Here is a 17,694-nt window from a genome sequence, read left to right as displayed (position 1 = left end):
GAAACGGGTAAATTAACGTTTTCAGGAACGCGACTCGCTCCAAACGCAAAAGATATAGGTGTTAACGGAAGCAGCTATTGGGTACAATATTTTTATGATTGGGGGTATGCCGATAACAAACCGAACGATTCCGACGATTCGTGTTTCGATATAGATTGGGCTGTAGATGCGCAAGGAAATAAAATAAGTCTGCCGGGAATCGATTTTATTAAAATATATACCGGTGTAAATCAATATTGCGGACCTATGTTAGGAGAATCTTCTACCGAAGTCTCCGGTATTATCGACCTACATCTTATTCAATAGGCTAATACATAATTTATTATATTTCATTTTTAATATTTGATTCTAATAAAATAAGTAATACTGGTTGTAATTTTAATATTTCTTTCTACCTTTGCCAAGCATTGGTTCCAGACCGCCATTTCCGGCGATCGGATTAAAAGGGAATCAGGTGAAAATCCTGAACAGTCCCGCTGCTGTAAGTTTCATACAGACATCATAAGCAAAACCATTGCCACTGGAAGATTTATTTCCGGGAAGGCTGCTTAATGATGGAAACAAGTCAGAAGACCTGCCATGCCTACAATTTTCAATAGCTTTCGAGGAAAGAGCAAATTGAATACAACGATAGTTTAGCGTCATCCCGCGCATTTTTTATCTTTTGTATTTTTGCATTTCCATCCGGCTATTCAGTTTTTAATTGCTAACGAGCGAGGATGAGAAATTTTTACAAACACAAAATTTTATCGGTAACCGTATCTTTTCTTTATCTTTTCCCGGTTTTTTCACAAAACCGGCTCGACTCGATCCAACACTTGCCCGACGTAACAATAACCGCAAAAACATTTAAAGAAGTTATCCCTTCACAAAAGCTTAGTGGTAAAGAACTGGAAAAACTCAATAGCCAAAGCGTAGCCGATGCTCTTCGTTATTTTTCGGGAGTACAATTAAAGGATTATGGAGGTGTAGGAGGGATAAAAACCGTAAATATCCGAAGTATGGGTAGTCAGCACGTCGGTGTTTTCTATGACGGCATTCAAATAAGCAACGCACAAAACGGGCAGGTAGATCTGGGCATGTTTTCCCTCGATAATATCGAAGAAATTTCTTTGTATAACGGACAAAAAAGCGAGATTTTTCAACCAGCTAAAGATTTCGCTTCTGGAGGAGCCATATATTTGCGTTCGAGAAAACCTCGTTTTACCGAGGGGAAGACTACGCACCTGAAAGCGACTCTAAAAGCCGGATCATTCGATGTCATCAACCCTTCGCTTTTATTCGAATACAAAATCTCTCCCCAAATAAATACCTCCTTCAGTGCGGAATGGCTCAATGCGAGCGGAAAATATAAATTCAGATACCGGCGTGTCAATCCAGCCGGCGAAATCGCTTACGATACGACTGCTACCCGTCAAAACGGCGATATAAACGCTACACGCCTCGAAGCCGGACTATTCGGTACGATAAAAGACGGAACCTGGCAAGCCAGATTTTACAATTATAATTCGGAAAGAGGTATTCCGGGAGCGATCGTAAACAATGTATGGAGACGCGGCGAAAGAATATGGGATACCAATTCTTTCATGCAAGGTACGGTACAAAAAGAATTCACTCACCGTTATAAAAGCATGCTGAATGTAAAATACGCTTTTTACCGTACTCATTATGTAAATAACGATGATAAACTCATACAGGTAGATAACCTGTATAAACAAAAAGAGATATATCTTTCATCGGCCAATGTATATACGATATTGCCCCAGTGGGACGTATCGGTATCTTACGATTTTCAATGGAACGAATTACGCTCGGATATGAGGGATTTCGTTTACCCTACCCGCTATACTCATTTATTGGCAGCGGCAACTTCGTATACATGGGGACCTTTAAAGGTATTGGGAAGTTGTTTGGGAAGCTTTGTCAAAGACCGCATCCGAGAAATAGAGTCTCCCAAGCCCAAACGTATAGTTTCTCCATCTGCTTACCTTTCGGTAAAACCTTTCTCACGTCCTGAATTATACATAAGGGCATTTTATAAAAAATCGTTCCGTATGCCTACCTTTAATGACTTGTATTATGCCGATATGGGAAATTCGAAACTGAACCCCGAAAACGCGACTCAGTACGACATAGGAATTACCTACTCGAAAAACTGGGATGATGGATTTTTTCGGACCTTCAGTATTCAAACAGACGGATATTATAACAGCATTAAAAACAAAATAATTGCCTACCCAAAAGGCCAGCAATTCAGATGGACGATATTGAATCTCGGCAAAGTCGACATCAATGGGATCGACATCTCGGCTCAAACTACATGTAGCCCGATAAACCGATTATTCATTACGTTAAAAGGACAATACACTTATCAAAAAGCGATTGATGTAACCGATCCCTCCGACAACTATTATCGCGACCAAATTCCTTATATCCCCTGGCATAGCGGCTCGGCAGTTTTACAAGCTGCATATCGGGGTTGGTACGCTAATTACAGTTTTATATATGTAGGAGAAAGGTATAACCAGCAAGAAAATATCCGCTATAATTACACACAACCCTGGTACACCAGCGATATTTCACTGATCAAGGAATTCCATCTGAAATTCGGAACACTGAAAGCAGCGATCGAGGTAAATAACCTTCTCAGTCAAGATTATGATGTGATTCTTAATTATCCGATGCCTAAACGAAACTATAAATTTACGTTATCTATCGAAATATAATACGATGAAACCGACGCTTTCACATATTATCTTAATATCATTTTTCCCGATAATCTTTTTAGCTTGCCGGGAAGATGAACTCGTGGTACCGGCGGAATACGAAATTATTCCCGAAAAGGCAGATGTCAATGCCGCCCCGAGAGGAATGTATGTATTGAATGAAGGCAATATGGGAAGCAATAAATGCACTCTCGATTATCTCGATTATACTTTTGGACTGTATATACGCAATTTATATGCCGAACGTAACCCGAATGTTATAAAAGAACTCGGCGATGTCGGAAACGATATACAAATATACGGGAGCAAGCTATATGCCGTTATTAATTGTTCGCATAAAATAGAAGTAATGGATGCCCGTTCGTGCAAACGCATCACGCAAATCGACATTCCTAATTGCCGCTATATACGATTCTATCGGGGAAACGCTTATGTTTCTTCTTATGTCGCACCGGTACAAATCGACCCGAACGCACCACAAGGCGCCGTATATCGAATCGACACCGCCAGCATGCAAATAACCGGAAAAGTAACAGTCGGCTACCAACCCGAAGAAATGGCCATAGCCGGAAGTTACCTTTACGTTGCTAATTCAGGCGGATATCGAGCACCTGATTACGATAATACGGTATCGGTAATAGAGCTCGAACGGTTTAAACAAGTGCGTAAAACAGCGGTAGGAATTAACCTGAGCCGTATTAGAGCCGATAAATACGGTAAATTATGGGTGAGCTCGAGAGGAGATTATAAAACTGTTCCCTCCAATCTGTACGTTATGGAAAAAAAGAAAGGATACAATGAAATGGTCGTTACCGATACCCTGAACATTCCTTGTTCGAACCTCGCCTTTCATGGCGATTCCCTCTATATTATAAGTACGCAATGGGATGAATATACACAGACCAATACTGTCTCATACGCCATTATCGACATACGTACCAAAAAACAAATCAGTAAAAATTTCATTACCGACGAAACGCAGGAAGATATAAAAATACCTTACGGATTACAAGTACATCCGGTAACAGGTGATATTTTCGTAACCGACGCTAAAAATTATGTATCGAGCGGAACATTATATTGTTACGACAAAAAAGGAAGAAGAAAATGGAGTGTACGTACGGGAGATATTCCGGCTCATATGACATTCCTAAACCGATAATTATAAAATGATAAAACAGATCATATACAGTATATTTCTTTTTCTGACACCGATATGCATTTTACAATCCTGTCAGAACGAAATACCGCTGGTAAATCTCGGTATCGACGATGTATATCTGTTACCGCGTATGAAAGCATATAAACTATCTCCCGGTCTTTCCGGCAAAGAATACCGTTGGAGTATAGAAACCGTAACCGGAAAAGATTCGCTCGTTTCCACCGATCACGACTATATCTTTCTGGCAAAAGACCCCGGTATTTACAATATGCGCTTTGAAATCATCGACGATCAAACTCCGTTCGAACATCAATTCCGGTTTGTTGTCGTTGAAGAAGAAGTAGAATACAGTCCATATATATCGAAAGTTTACGAATATCGTCCGGCTCCCGGACAATTCATAAACACGATGCCCGAATATCAACCGGGAGATACGGAAGAAACCATGCGAAAAAAAGCAGAAGAATGTATATCGGGTAAGAACGATGTGATGATATCCTTAGGTGGATACGGCGGATATATCGTTTTCGGATTCGACCATACCGTTATCAATGTTCCCGATCAAAAGGATATACTCATTTTAGGTAATGCTTTTTATTCCGAACTTTTTCCCGACGAAAAAGGGGGGAGCTGCGAACCCGGGATCGTATGGGTCGCTTTCGACCGGAATCAAAACGGAAAACCGGATGAGGACGAATGGTACGAACTTGCGGGAAGTGAATATTACAAGCCCGAGACACTCAAAAATTATGAAATAACTTATTCCCGTCCGGACGACTCGAAAATACCTGTACCGGACAAAGATCAATCCCTAAGCGACGTAACCTATATCCCCTGGATAGATAACAGAGGAGGGAGCGGATATGTATCGAAAAACTATTCACACACCCAGAATTACTATCCGCAATGGATAAAAGAAGACAGAATGGTATTTACAGGAACAAAATTGGCAAACAATGCTGTAGATAAAGCCGGAGACGGAAGTTATTATATGCTTTACGCTTATGACTGGGGGTATGTAGATAACCATCCTAATAACCTGACCGACCTTAATAGCTTCGATATAGACTGGGCCGTAGATACACAGGGAAATAAAGTACATTTGCCGGGGGTAGATTTTATAAAAGTATGCACAGCTATAAATCAATATTGCGGACGAATCGGAGAAATCTCTACCGAAATCATCCGTGCACAGGATTTACATATTAAAATTAACGATCCTGTCATACCCTATCCATAAATAATATAAAACATCAGATATGAAAAAAACAATTACCCTTTTATGTATTCTTTTAATAAGCGGTCTTTTCCCCCGACTGATATTCGCCGGGAAAAATATTCCGTTAAAAGAAAGCGATATCAGTGAAAACTATACGCAAGGTGTATTTATTCTGAACGAAGACTGGTATGGACATCAAAACGGCACAATTAACTTTTTGACTGACGACGGAGATTTTTACTACCGTATTTTCCAAAAAGAAAATCCAGGTCAGGAACTGGGTTGTACATCGCAATTCGCCACCATATACGGAGGGAAAATGTACATTTTATCTAAACAAGAAAAAGACCCCGGAGCAGCCATAACCGGTTCCCGATTAGTTGTATGCGATGCTGTTACCATGAAATGCCTGAAATCGTTCGAAAAAATCGCTACCGATAGCGAAAATAAATCTATTGCCGATAGCCGAGCCTTCTTGGGAGTAAATGAACATACCGGTTATATCGGTACCAGTAACGGCATATATTTATTCGATATAGATAATCTGGAAATCGGCCCGGTCATAGAAGGTACCGGAGGAAGTGCTACAAATACGTATTCTAACCAGATAGGGAATATGTTACGAGTAGAAAATCGGGTTTTTGCCGTTCACCAATCTGAAGGTATTTTAGTTATCGATGCCACGACAAACAAAATAGAAACGATTATCAAAGGACATTACGGATCGATTATTCTGAGCCTCGACGGCAATCTCTGGATTAGCGTTTGCGATAAATCGAACCTGATAGGTAATGCCAACCCTGTACCGATCCTGAAAAAACTCGATCCTTACACTCTCGAAATTAAAGATATCGCCCTTACTGATGAAACGGCGATTCCCAATTCTTGGTATGCCTGGACTGCTGACGGATTTTGTGCAAGTGCAAGAGAAAATAAATTATACTGGAGAAATAACGGATCGGGCATGTTCAACGCTCAAAAAATATACTGTTTCGATATCGCGACCGAGAGCATTACAGAAGTATTCGACGCTTCGAAGTTAGGAGACTGGATTATCTACGGTACCGGTTTCCGCATCGATCCTGAATCCGATGATTTGTATATATCTCTTTATCGCGGAAATCAAAGTCAAATATACGAAACCGTAAGACTGACCCCTTCCACCGGAAATATTCAGGAATATGAAATGATCGAGAATTACTGGTTTCCGGCTATGCCTGTTTTTCCCGATAACGAACTACCGGTATTATCAGCCGATTTCCCTTCGAAAATAATTTTAACGAATGAAAATCCTTTGTTCAAAATATCTCTGCAAGGATTGGTCACTGATGAAGACAATCTCGACGCAGCCATCGTCACGACCATAACCGAAATCGATCCGGTGGAAAAAATCAATGCAACGATAAAAAACGGTTATCTGACAGTTTCCTCTAAAACAGGTGGAAACTACTCCGGAGAAGTAACTCTTAAATTCAACTCTAATGGGAAAATACTCACCCACAACATACCGGTAGAAGCGATAGAACTTACCGACGGTATCGATGCAAACGGCATAGAAAAAGTAATCGTTTACCCAAATCCGGCAACGGATTATCTGTATATAAAAACAAATACAGATAAAACAGTACGTATTTTCGATATCAGCGGTCGACTGCTAAAAGTAATGCAGATTACCTCTGAAGATAACCAAATCATCATATCGGAATTACCGGCCGGTATATATCAGATATACATTTCGGGAACTAAAGAAACAACCCGAAGTATGTTTATTAAAAAATAAATAATAAGGCAACAGGTTCTGTACTTTCGGAGGAAAGGAAGAATAATAGGGAATCGGGTGAAAATCCCGAACAGTCCCGCTGCTGTAAATTTCATTAAAATGCACCGAGTCAAAAATGCCACTGGGAAAATTCCCGGGAAGGCAGACCAGTTGCGGAAATAAGTCAGAAGACCTGCCTGTATGCTTATTCATCAACAGCTTTCGAGGAAAGAGCTATTGTTGAACATCCCATATTTTATTCGGAATAAGATATTTCATGTTCTTCGGGCTCTTCCCTACGATGCTTATATAAGAAAAGCCATAACTAAATTATATTATTAAACTAAAAAAAGAACATGAAAAAAATCTACTTTTTGTTGGCTTCATTCTTGCTCTGTATCGGATTACAGGCTCAACAAACGCCAACTACCGTACAAGGTCATCCGTATGACTTTAGTAGGGTAAAGACACAAACTCCGGTGAAGAAACCCGGAAATTTAAAAGGACAGACCGACCTCTCGTTTACAATGGACAAAATCGAGAACTGGACCGGAAAAGGTGCAAAAAGAGCCGCATTAGTCGTACAATGGTTTATCGACAAAGGTGAAAAAGTCGATACCGTCGCCTTAGTATGGGGATATCGCTGGGATGGTGAAGCTACCGGTGCGAATATGATAGAAGCTATTGCCAAAGCCGACCCGCGCTTCTATATTTTAGGCCTTCCCGGTACGCAATACGGCATGGCGGTAGGTGGAATCGGTTATGATGCCGACAAAAAAGGAGAAGTCGCACTGATCAGAAACGGTATCACTAAGGTGGAACTGGAACAAGGGGTTTTTAATACCTCGGGGTATGATTTCGATGACTATGAAGCGGCCGATCCCAACGACTATTTTTTCAGCGGATGGCTCAGCAAAGGATTTTGGAATTATCGCTATAGAGATAACGAAACTAAGATTTTTGAAAATTCAAATATCGGGGCATCGAGTCGTTTTCTGGTTGACGGAAGCTGGGATTTATGGGTACCCTCCATTAATTTTTCATTTATTACGGACGAATCGGTATGCAGTAAATTTACCCCGGCACCGGCAGTTCCCGAAGACGAAAAACCGATCGACTATAAACAGGGAATGTTTCTCTTAAACGAAGATTGGTTCGGACATTCAAACAGTACCATCAATTTTCTCGATGCTGATGGAAAGTGGAACGATCGTGTCTTTAGAAGAGAAAACCCGGGAAAAGAATTAGGTTGTACCAGCCAGTTCGGAACTATATATGCAAATAAAGTGTTTATCGTATCGAAACAAGCTAAAGACAACAGTTCTGAAATCACCGGAGGCAGGCTCACTGTAGCCAAAGCTTCTACACTAAAATCTCTCGCACAATTCGAAACGGTAGGTGATGGTGACGGACGAGCCTTTGTCGGAGTCGATGATAATACCGGTTACGTATCTACCACGAAGGGAATTTATCTTTTCGATATTGCAAACCTACAAATCGGAAACATTATCACCGGAACTGAAGATACCGAATCTAATGTCATGTTACGTGCCGGAGATTACGTCTTCGCAATAAATAATACGAAAGGGATATTAGTAATCGATCCTCAAAACCATACGATAACAAAAACCATAGAAGGATCTTATAGTTCGATTATACAAAGTTCCGATGGTTCTGTTTGGGCCAGTGTAAAATCAACTGCCGAATTATTAAAAATAAACCCCTACACGCTCACTACCGAAAATGTAACGATACCAGCTGCCGTAGCAACTAATTTTGCATGGAATCTTCCCGCATTCTGGGCCAGTAACAAAACAAACACCTTATACTGGAAAGCTTCGGGAACGACCCTATACAAATACGAAATAGGAAGCAGCGAACCCTCGAATACGCCGTTTATCGATATTACCGGTAATGAAGGCGGTTATTCGATGTACGGAACAGGTTTCCGCCTCGACCCCGAAACAGAAGATATCTACTTAGTATTAAATAAAGGATGGGAGAATAATGCTACTGTATGGAAATACGATATTAACGGTACAAAACAGGCCGAATACCCTTTAGAACAATACTATTGGTTCCCTGCTATGCCGATATTCCCCGACAAATACGAACCTGTTATTTCGAAAGAAATGGTATCGAAAATCGTTATCGACAAAAACAGCGAACCGTATACTTATGCTCTGGACGGATTGGTAAGCGATGATGATAATCTGAACGCCGGAATCATAAAAACTCTTACTTATAATGAAAATGAGTTCTTTACAGCCGTTATAAATGCCGGAAATCTTATTATTACCCCCAAAACGACTGCCGGAAAAGAAAACATTACACTGAAATTCAATTCTAATGGTAAAACCGTCAACAAAACTATTTCGGTTGCAATAACCGAAGCTCCCGTTATTACCGCACAACCGGAAAGTGTAGAAGCTGTCATCGATGAAAAAGCGACTTTTAAGGTTACGGCTACAGGGGGTGAACTCACTTATCAGTGGTATGCTAACGGAGAAGAGATTAAAGGTAAAACTTCATCGACTTACAGCGTAACAGCCGGCGACGAAAATAACAACACCTCACTGTATTGTATCGTTAAAAATGAGTCTGGCGAAACAAAGAGTGAAACGGTTATACTAACCACCAAATACATCGTACCCGAAATTACAAAACAACCGGCATCGATCGAACGTACCGTCGGTGGATGGACTGCCGCCCAGTTTAACGTAACGGCTCGCGGGGGAAATCTTACCTACCAGTGGTATAAAGACGAGGTAGCGATAGAAGGAGCTACGACAGCTCGATATTCTATTGCCGGATCAAATTTGAAACTAACCGATGCAGGAAAATATTACTGCGCCGTAACCAACTCCTTAGGTACCACTAACTCAGATATAGCTATACTCACTGTTAAACCGGCTAAACCGTCGATCACAGAACAACCGACGGCGGTAAATGTCAGTGAAGGAGAAACGATAACCTTATCGGTAACCGCTAACGGTGAACTTGTTACTTACCAATGGTATAAAGATGAAGTAGCGCTGGAAAGTAAAACCTCGGACAAACTAATTATCGAGTCTGCTTCTTTAAATGATGCAGGTAATTATTATTGTACCGTCTCTAACGTTTCAGGGTCAGTTACCAGCAATAAAGTAGAGGTTAAAGTAACCCCGAAAGCTCCTGAAATTACGGCACAACCGGTTGACGTATCGGTGAAAGAAGGAGAAAAAATTTCCCTCTCTATAGAAGTTACAGGCACAGATATCTCTTATCAATGGTTTAAAGACGAAGTTGCCATCGCTGACGCTGCCTCCAATATATTTGAAATTGCTTCCGCCACAAAAGACGATGCAGGTGAATATTACTGTGTAGTAACAAACACTACCGCTTCTGTCACCAGCGATAAAGTAAAGGTTACCATAAATAATCTCGACGGATTAGATGCTACCAAAGCCAGAATTGTACAAGTATTCCCCAATCCAGCCGTATCGTATATCAACGTAAAGGCAGCCATAGGAAGCCGTATCTCGATCATCGACAATAAAGGATCGCAAATACTGGAAACTTTACAACAGAGCGAAACAGAAACGATCAATATAGAAGGATTAAGCAACGGCGTTTACTTTATACGTATCATCGGAAATAATCAGGCACAAGTAGTAAAACTGATCAAACGATAAGGTCCCTAAATTCTGATAAAAAAACCGGCGTTCTTCAATGCCGGTTTTTTTATCATTTTACAAGAATTACTTCAATTCCAATAATCCTATTTGCATATAATCCTGTAACATGTCACGAGGTTTCACCACTTCATCATTCCATACCACAATGTCGATATCGAGAGGAATCTCTCCTTGCCGCTTCGAATCAGGATGCCGTCCAGCCGCTTTTTCCATCTCTTTGAAACGTTCCCTCAAATGATCGAAATCCCACTCCGTTTCGATAATTCCCACACAATTATGATAATTAGGCTGGGGTATACTACTTACCGGAACCGTCTCATAACATGAAGAAAACTTAGCGGAAACCGTTATGGCTTTTATCTCCTGACAACTTTTCTTTACAAGCAGCATCCCTCCTTTAATATTAGACGCCAACCCTATAATCGCCCGATTTATTTTCATATTTCTTTCATTGTAAGTTGTACCCTCTTTCTATCTCTATCTACACCAATTACTTTAACTTTTACATGCTGATGTAAAGATACGACCTCGGTCGGATCGGAAACGAAACGATCGGCCAACTGAGAGATATGTACCAAACCGTTCTCTTTGATTCCGACATCGACAAAACATCCGAAATTCGTGATATTAGTCACTATACCGGGTAATACCATACCTTCACGAAGATCATCAATCGTTTTTACCGAAGGATCGAATTCGAATACCCGAATACATTTTCTGGGATCTCGCCCGGGTTTGTCGAGTTCTTCCATGATATCATTCAAAGTGGGAAGTCCCACCGTTTGCGAAATATATTTTTCGAGATTCAAAGACTTTCTCAATTCTTTTTTCACAATCAAGTCTCCGACGGTACAGCCGAGATCACGGGCCATTTGTTCCACAACAGAATAACTTTCGGGATGTACTGCAGAATTATCCAACGGATTTTCAGCATCCTGTATTCGTAAAAAACCGGCCGATTGTTCAAAAGCTTTTTCACCCATACGAGGAACCATCATCAATTCTTTACGAGACGCAAAAGGTCCGTTTTTACTGCGATAATCTACAATATTCTGAGCCAATTGAGGCCCGAGGCCCGATATATAAGTGAGAAGATGTTTACTGGCCGTATTTACATTTACACCTACCTTATTGACACAATTTTCGACAGTCTGGTCGAGCGACTTTTTTAACTTCACCTGATCTACATCATGTTGGTATTGCCCGACTCCGATCGATTTAGGATCTATTTTAACTAATTCGGCCAAGGGGTCCATTAAACGACGGCCGATCGAAACCGCCCCGCGTACCGTAACATCATAATCTGGAAACTCTTCTCTCGCCACTTTAGAAGCAGAATATATAGATGCTCCGTTTTCGCTCACGACAAAAACCTGTACCGAACGATCGTATCGTAAATTAGTTATAAACTGTTCAGTTTCACGGCTCGCCGTACCGTTTCCGATCGCAATCGCTTCGATATTATAAGCCTCTACCAATTTGACAATTTTACGAGCGGATCCCGAAATATCTTGTTTGGGAGGATGTGGATATATCGTTTCGTTATGCAACAGCGTACCTTGAGCGTCGAGGCAAACGACCTTACATCCGGTACGATATCCCGGGTCTATTCCCATTACTCTCTTCTGACCCAGAGGAGGAGCTAATAATAACTGTTTGAGATTTTCAGCAAAAACACGTATAGCTTCATCGTCGGCGCGTTCTTTAGATATGGCTGAAAATTCGGTTTCGATAGAAGGCTTCAATAATCTCTTATAACCATCTCTGACAGCATCTGAAACCTGAGCCGATGAAGCGGAAGCTCCTTTTACATATTGTCCCTCGAGGCGATCGATACATACTTCATCGACGGTATCGATCGAAACTTTCAAAAATCCTTCTGTTTCACCACGCCTTATCGCCAGTAAACGATGAGACGAACAGCGTTTCAAAGGTTCACTCCAATCGAAATAATCTTTATACTTAATACCCTCTTCCTCTTTTCCTTTTACCACTTTCGACGTGATTACGGCTTCTTTACGAAAGACAGATCTGACAAGATTACGAGACCGCTCGTTTTCGCTTACCCACTCGGCGATAATATCACGTGCTCCTTTTAAAGCCTCATCAACATCTTTTACATCTCCTTTCACAAAAGAAAGCGCACGTGTTTCGGGTTCTCTTTCAGTCTGTATCATCAATATTTTCGCCAACGGTTCGAGACCTTTTTCACGAGCAACTTCAGCTCGTGTACGACGGCGCGGTTTGAAAGGCAAATATATATCCTCCAATTCGGTCGTATCCCAGGTATTTTCAATACGAGCTCGTAATTCGGGAGTCAGTTTTTCCTGTTCCTCAATAGTCAACAAAATCGTCTGCTTTCTTTTCTCCAACTCGCATAATTTATCATACCGGTCTTTTATATCCCCGATCTGTACTTCATCGAGAGCTCCTGTTACCTCTTTACGATAACGACTTATAAAAGGTATCGTAGCTCCTTCAGAAAGCAAAGCGACCGTATTTCCGACCTGTCGTTCTCCTATTCCGAGACTCTTCGAGATCAATTGACAAAAAAGTGTATTCATATTATATTATTATTCTCTTTTTTATGGAAAGGAATCTCGATCTGGAAACCGGCAATATCCTTTTCATCGGTATCGTGACTTACATAAATAAAAAGAATACTGCGTTCTTTCCTCAGATCGGTTATATATTTTATAATTTTTTTCTTGCATTCCTCATCTATTCCGGTAAAGGGTTCGTCAAATAGCCACAATGTCGAAGGATACAATAATGCCCTCGCCAATGCGACCCGTTGTTTTTCACCTCCGCTTAAAGTATCAGGCATACGGTTTCCATATCCCTCCAAATCCATTCTCTTCAGTATCTCTGTCGACATTCTGACAGCCTCTGATTCGGTATACGATCCCAAAAGAGGAAGCATAAGATTCTCCCCTACCGTAAACCAAGGAAACAAACACGGGTGTTGCGGTAGATAAGATATTCGATGGTTTCCGGTATTTATTTTTCCCGAGTCGATTTTTTCCAAACCGGATAACATCTTCAACACCGTCGTTTTACCGACTCCAGAAGCACCGGTTATACAACAAACACCGTCAGGTGGTATCGTGAAAGAAATATTTTCAAATAACAAATGCGGCTCATGCTTCACTCTCTCATAAGTTTTAGAAACATTCTCGAATGTGATAGCTGAATATACAGGAATTAAAACATTCTTTCTATTAATTTTAAAACGCAAAGGGAAGGTATAACAGCTTATCCTCCTCAAACAAATTTCGATTAAATAACTCAACAAAACGGCAATAATCGTCCACGACACCAGTTCGGGAATCTCGATAAATCCGTGAGCTTCTTTAATAGCGACTCCGATGCCCCACTGAGGTTGAGCCAACACTTCACCGATAATAATCGCCTTCCAACCGATACCCGATGCAGAAACAAGCCCACTAAAAAGATAAGGACGTAAAGCCGGATAAACAACATATTTAAAACGCCTCCCCCTATTCATTCCGAATATCGTCGAAAATTCGACTATACCTGGCGACAAATTCCGATAACCGGTTTCGATATTCTCGGTAAGAATCGGAACCATCGTAACCAGCGCCATAACAAACGGAATATATCCCGGACGCAACCATATAAGAAATAATAAAATAAACGATATTACCGGTATCGACCTTAACAAAGAAAGAAACGGCTGTATATAGGCTTTCAGAAATATACCGTAAGACATTACACGTGCCAGAAAAACAGACACAACCAATGATACCCCCATACCCGCTAACCCGCGTATAAAAGTAAAAAATATCGCATCGAAAAAAAACGGAGATATTACAATATCGTAAAAAGAGGAAAAAAGAGAAAACACTCCCGGAAATAAATGCGGGTTACCCATGGTTATAGATAACCATTGCCACCCTGCCAGAAGTGTCAGACAAGAACAAATAACGGCTACATATATCTTTACTTTCGCACTCATCCGTTACAAGCCGGTCTTTGAAAGGATATAAAAATCGATATCGGGAACTTTTCCTCCTATCGCTTTCGGCTGATAAAGATACAGTATATTCAGTAAATCTCCTACTTCTTTATAAATATTCGATGCGTGTTGATATCGGATACCACATCTCGAGATTACATCATGAGCTGTAGATTTATCCGGAATAAGACGTTTCAACACCATTAACCCTTTTAAATGGTCATCGGCATGATTAACTTTCGTACATAATTTTTCGAACAAACGGTTCAATTCTTCTGAAATTTCCGGTTCGTTTTTTAACCGCTCATGCAACATCAATGCAGTTTGCGGAAAACCTCTCGATGAAAAAGAATTGGCAAGATCGTAACGAATATACAACATACTATCTCTACTTAAAACCATAGAAACAAACGGCTCCGGCAGTATGGCATCGGTTACGGTTTCACCCAATAATCCTTGTACAATTGCCTGTGGCGTATCATAAACATAAGACCGAGAAAAATTCTTTACCGACGAAAAGGAATCCTTTGTTAACAAATACGAGAGTAAAATATCGGGGGTAGTACCCTGTCCGAATAAATGTATCTTAGGAAATGGCTGCGGCTTATCTCCCTCGCGACGGGAAACCCAAAATAAATTGCCCCATACCGGACATCCCAGATAATTATAAGGTAGCCCTTTATTGTATAAATTAGCTGCAGTAGCGACCGGCAATGCTACAAGGTCTGCCTTCTCCTTTATCATCAACGCTTTCACCTGTTCGGGATTATCATACAAGGCAACTTCGAGAGCACGTCCGTTAATCCGGTAACAGCTATCGAGTAAAGGATACAAGGCTATTGCTGAAGGCCCTTTCAACAAAGCGACACGAATAATACGGGATTTTTCTTTTTTATGGGAACAACCGAGCAGTACAACTATTAAAACCGAAAAAAGTATAAATAACCGTTTTTTCATTTCACCGACTTTAAGGTGATAAATGTAATATCGGGTTGCGTCCCTATACGTATAGGTAAAAGTACATAACCGGTTCCTTCGTTTACATACAGGTATCGGTTCTCCTTTTCATACAGACCACCCCACTCCGGATATTTCATCCCGGCAGGTGAGTATTTCCACTGCCCTAAATGCTGTTTAATCTGCATGGCATGCGTATGTCCCGATAAAGTGAGATCGATATTCGTTTCAGGCAATACTTCGGCTTGCCAGTGAGTAGGATCGTGTGTCATGAGTATTTTAAAATATTCATCTTCGAGATCGGGATACGCCTTGTGTAAGTCGCCGTAACGCGGGAAAGGAGGCTTGCTCCAGTTTTCCACACCGATCAGCGCAATAGAATCGTTACCCCGTCGCAAATAAACCGACTGGTTGTTCAACAAATTCCAGCCCATCGACCGTTGTCCCTCTTTTAAAGATTCGAGATTCTTTACTTTATCGAGCGGATTAGGCCATCTTACATAATCTCCATAATCGTGATTCCCCAATACCGACCATACGCCATCGTGCGCTTTCAGTCTCGAAAGAACTGGCATAAAACGAGGCAGTTCAGAAGCGCGCCTATTCACAAGATCGCCTGTAAACAAGATAAGATCGGGCTGTAAAGCGTTTATTTCATCTACAAAACGAGAAATAAAGGCCGTATCTCTCCCATAATTTTCGAGATGAGTATCAGAAAACTGAACGATTTTGTAACCATCGAAAGAAGCCGGTAATTTTTCGGAATTTATAACGACTTCATGAACGATCGGGTGGGTACGATCATAAAAAGCGCCCCATAACATAGCTCCGAACACATACATTCCCAGAATACCTCCGATAATAGAGCCGATCCAATTTTTTTTACGTTTAAACAGCAAAGGAAGGTAATCGAAAAGCGAAACTATAAAATAACCGATGCGGGGCATATAAACCGTAAAATAAATAAACAAAAACCACATAACAGCCCACGAATGCCGCCCGTCGAAATTACTTTTTATAATAATCGACATAAATAAAAATCCGAGTTGCAGCAAAATACTGCTTCCCCAGAATATCATACGTATCGAGAACCGGCTCATCCACCGTAAAATGATACGTCGATAAATATAATAATCGACCCCTACATTAAATAAAAGCAGCAATATAAAAACCAAAGGAAGTAATTTCATAACCGTATTTTTGAGACTGCAAAAATAAAAAAAATTCGTGCTCCGGCAAAAATACATCTTTTAATGCCTTTCCCAGTGCCGGGGGAATCCCTTGATTCTGCCTCAGGATGACAGTCGTTTTTTGTCATCCTGAATAGGTACTTGTCATTGTTTATTATCCCGCACACAGCGTACGTTCGCCAATGTAGTTTTCTTGTCGCGGGCATAGAGATACACTAGCCTATTGGGATAATAGTTAATCGTGCTAGCATACGCTGTCCAGGCTGTTGTCGGGCTGGCTTCGGTAGCCATCCAGAAGGTTTCGGTATCGAGACTGCTGCCGAATTTCAGTTTTTCCCATATTTCATTCACATAATAAGAATAAGATGCTACGATTACACGGAACTCCGAGGCCCGGGGCAAGCGCCAGTTGGTGAAACCGCCGCCCCGGTATTTGCGGCACAGTTCTTTAGCGATGAGCGCCCCGTCGGCTCCTTCCCAGGGCACCGGTATGGTGCTTACATCCTGCTCGGTCATAAAAAAGTCTCCCGACGGCGGTTCGTCTTGATACACATTCTTATCGCCGGCGTATTCTGTCCAACCCGGATATTTCGATGTATGTTTTTTCAAACCGTCGATATACAACCCGTTGTTGCCGAGGGCTACCGTAGAAAGCCAACTCTCGTACAAATGTGCGGGAGTGACATATCCGGTGGAAGGGAAATCGCTCCATCTTGAATTATTTGTCATTTTTTCTGCACCGTTCATCCGTATCCCCTTCACGCCGGTGGGCGGTATGCCGAAGTCGCCATCTCGGTTGACGGTATTCCAATCGGAGAGGATGAGCCGCATGGCCGTGTTGTCGTACACCACGTTGTAGGTATTTATATACCCTTTCGCAAACCCGTAATAGTCTTTTCCGCCCCGTTGCTCGTGGTTGAGGTGGTTGCGCCGCAGGGAAAATATCTTTTTCTTACCGTTCACCGTAAGCGCGATTACCACCGTTTCGTCTTTGAGCGTGTCGCTCATAAAGGCCGGTACGAAAA

At 41.3% G+C, this 17,694-nt stretch carries 11 protein-coding genes and 2 riboswitches; of the genes, 5 read left to right on the top strand and 6 right to left on the bottom strand.

Annotation, left to right across the window (positions count from 1 at the left end; genetic code table 11):
• Window positions 1-390: 390 nt before the first annotated feature.
• A riboswitch (cobalamin riboswitch) is annotated at window positions 391-596 on the top strand.
• A 123-nt stretch (window positions 597-719) separates the two neighbouring features.
• The 5 genes from NMU02_RS10290 to NMU02_RS10270 all read left to right on the top strand — a co-directional run bounded on the left by NMU02_RS10290 (window position 720) and on the right by NMU02_RS10270 (window position 10,540).
• On the top strand, window positions 720-2,726 hold the full coding sequence (locus NMU02_RS10290; RefSeq protein ID WP_255027790.1) for a TonB-dependent receptor plug domain-containing protein: 2,007 nt from the start codon (window positions 720-722) through the stop codon (window positions 2,724-2,726).
• Between the two features lie 4 nt (window positions 2,727-2,730).
• Window positions 2,731-3,888 carry a YncE family protein gene (locus NMU02_RS10285; protein ID WP_255027789.1) on the top strand — a complete coding sequence of 386 codons (1,158 nt, stop codon included), beginning with the start codon at window positions 2,731-2,733 and terminating at the stop codon, window positions 3,886-3,888.
• A 7-nt stretch (window positions 3,889-3,895) separates the two neighbouring features.
• A complete protein-coding gene (locus tag NMU02_RS10280) occupies window positions 3,896-5,128 on the top strand; it encodes a cell surface protein (RefSeq protein WP_255027788.1) in 1,233 nt (410 codons plus the stop codon).
• A gap of 19 nt (window positions 5,129-5,147) precedes the next feature.
• Window positions 5,148-6,887 carry a DUF5074 domain-containing protein gene (locus NMU02_RS10275; RefSeq protein WP_255027787.1) on the top strand — a complete coding sequence of 580 codons (1,740 nt, stop codon included), beginning with the start codon at window positions 5,148-5,150 and terminating at the stop codon, window positions 6,885-6,887.
• A riboswitch (cobalamin riboswitch) is annotated at window positions 6,884-7,081 on the top strand. Its footprint overlaps the gene before it by 4 nt.
• A 141-nt stretch (window positions 7,082-7,222) precedes the next feature.
• Window positions 7,223-10,540, top strand: coding sequence for a DUF5074 domain-containing protein (locus tag NMU02_RS10270; protein ID WP_255027785.1), 3,318 nt, complete (start codon window positions 7,223-7,225; stop codon window positions 10,538-10,540).
• Between the two features lie 66 nt (window positions 10,541-10,606).
• Here NMU02_RS10270 and NMU02_RS10265 read toward each other — a convergent pair whose 3' ends face one another.
• The 6 genes from NMU02_RS10265 to NMU02_RS10240 form a co-directional block, all read right to left on the bottom strand.
• Window positions 10,607-10,984, bottom strand: coding sequence for a 2-amino-4-hydroxy-6-hydroxymethyldihydropteridine diphosphokinase (locus tag NMU02_RS10265; protein ID WP_255027784.1), 378 nt, complete (start codon window positions 10,982-10,984; stop codon window positions 10,607-10,609).
• On the bottom strand, window positions 10,981-13,107 hold the full coding sequence (locus tag NMU02_RS10260) for a Tex family protein (RefSeq protein ID WP_255027782.1): 2,127 nt from the start codon (window positions 13,105-13,107) through the stop codon (window positions 10,981-10,983). The genes NMU02_RS10265 and NMU02_RS10260 overlap by 4 nt, the downstream gene beginning before the upstream one ends.
• Window positions 13,104-14,522: an ATP-binding cassette domain-containing protein gene (locus NMU02_RS10255; RefSeq protein ID WP_255027781.1), complete on the bottom strand. Its 1,419-nt coding sequence runs from the start codon at window positions 14,520-14,522 to the stop codon at window positions 13,104-13,106. Before NMU02_RS10255 ends, NMU02_RS10260 begins: the two co-directional genes overlap by 4 nt.
• Before the next feature lie 3 nt (window positions 14,523-14,525).
• Window positions 14,526-15,479, bottom strand: a complete 954-nt coding sequence (locus NMU02_RS10250) for a substrate-binding domain-containing protein (RefSeq protein ID WP_255027779.1) — start codon at window positions 15,477-15,479, stop codon at window positions 14,526-14,528.
• Complete coding sequence (locus NMU02_RS10245) at window positions 15,476-16,669, bottom strand: metallophosphoesterase (protein WP_255027778.1); 1,194 nt, start codon at window positions 16,667-16,669, stop codon at window positions 15,476-15,478. Before NMU02_RS10245 ends, NMU02_RS10250 begins: the two co-directional genes overlap by 4 nt.
• Before the next feature lie 144 nt (window positions 16,670-16,813).
• Window positions 16,814-17,694: DUF1566 domain-containing protein (locus tag NMU02_RS10240; RefSeq protein WP_255027777.1), on the bottom strand; the 881-nt coding region annotated here is incomplete at its 5' end.

The sequence above is a fragment of the Coprobacter tertius genome, from assembly GCF_024330105.1.
Taxonomy (GTDB): domain Bacteria; phylum Bacteroidota; class Bacteroidia; order Bacteroidales; family Coprobacteraceae; genus Coprobacter; species Coprobacter tertius.
This window is presented reverse-complemented; position numbering and strand designations above follow the sequence as displayed.

What these genes read in the sequence shown, in the direction of transcription:
- NMU02_RS10255 (WP_255027781.1), bottom strand. Translation starts at nt 14,522, where the DNA reads ATGAGTGCGAAAGTAAAGATATATGTAGCCGTTATTTGTTCTTGTCTG.
- NMU02_RS10280 (WP_255027788.1), top strand. Translation starts at nt 3,896, where the DNA reads ATGATAAAACAGATCATATACAGTATATTTCTTTTTCTGACACCGATA.
- NMU02_RS10270 (WP_255027785.1), top strand. Translation starts at nt 7,223, where the DNA reads ATGAAAAAAATCTACTTTTTGTTGGCTTCATTCTTGCTCTGTATCGGA.
- NMU02_RS10250 (WP_255027779.1), bottom strand. Translation starts at nt 15,479, where the DNA reads ATGAAAAAACGGTTATTTATACTTTTTTCGGTTTTAATAGTTGTACTG.
- NMU02_RS10260 (WP_255027782.1), bottom strand. Translation starts at nt 13,107, where the DNA reads ATGAATACACTTTTTTGTCAATTGATCTCGAAGAGTCTCGGAATAGGA.
- NMU02_RS10285 (WP_255027789.1), top strand. Translation starts at nt 2,731, where the DNA reads ATGAAACCGACGCTTTCACATATTATCTTAATATCATTTTTCCCGATA.
- NMU02_RS10275 (WP_255027787.1), top strand. Translation starts at nt 5,148, where the DNA reads ATGAAAAAAACAATTACCCTTTTATGTATTCTTTTAATAAGCGGTCTT.
- NMU02_RS10290 (WP_255027790.1), top strand. Translation starts at nt 720, where the DNA reads ATGAGAAATTTTTACAAACACAAAATTTTATCGGTAACCGTATCTTTT.
- NMU02_RS10265 (WP_255027784.1), bottom strand. Translation starts at nt 10,984, where the DNA reads ATGAAAATAAATCGGGCGATTATAGGGTTGGCGTCTAATATTAAAGGA.
- NMU02_RS10245 (WP_255027778.1), bottom strand. Translation starts at nt 16,669, where the DNA reads ATGAAATTACTTCCTTTGGTTTTTATATTGCTGCTTTTATTTAATGTA.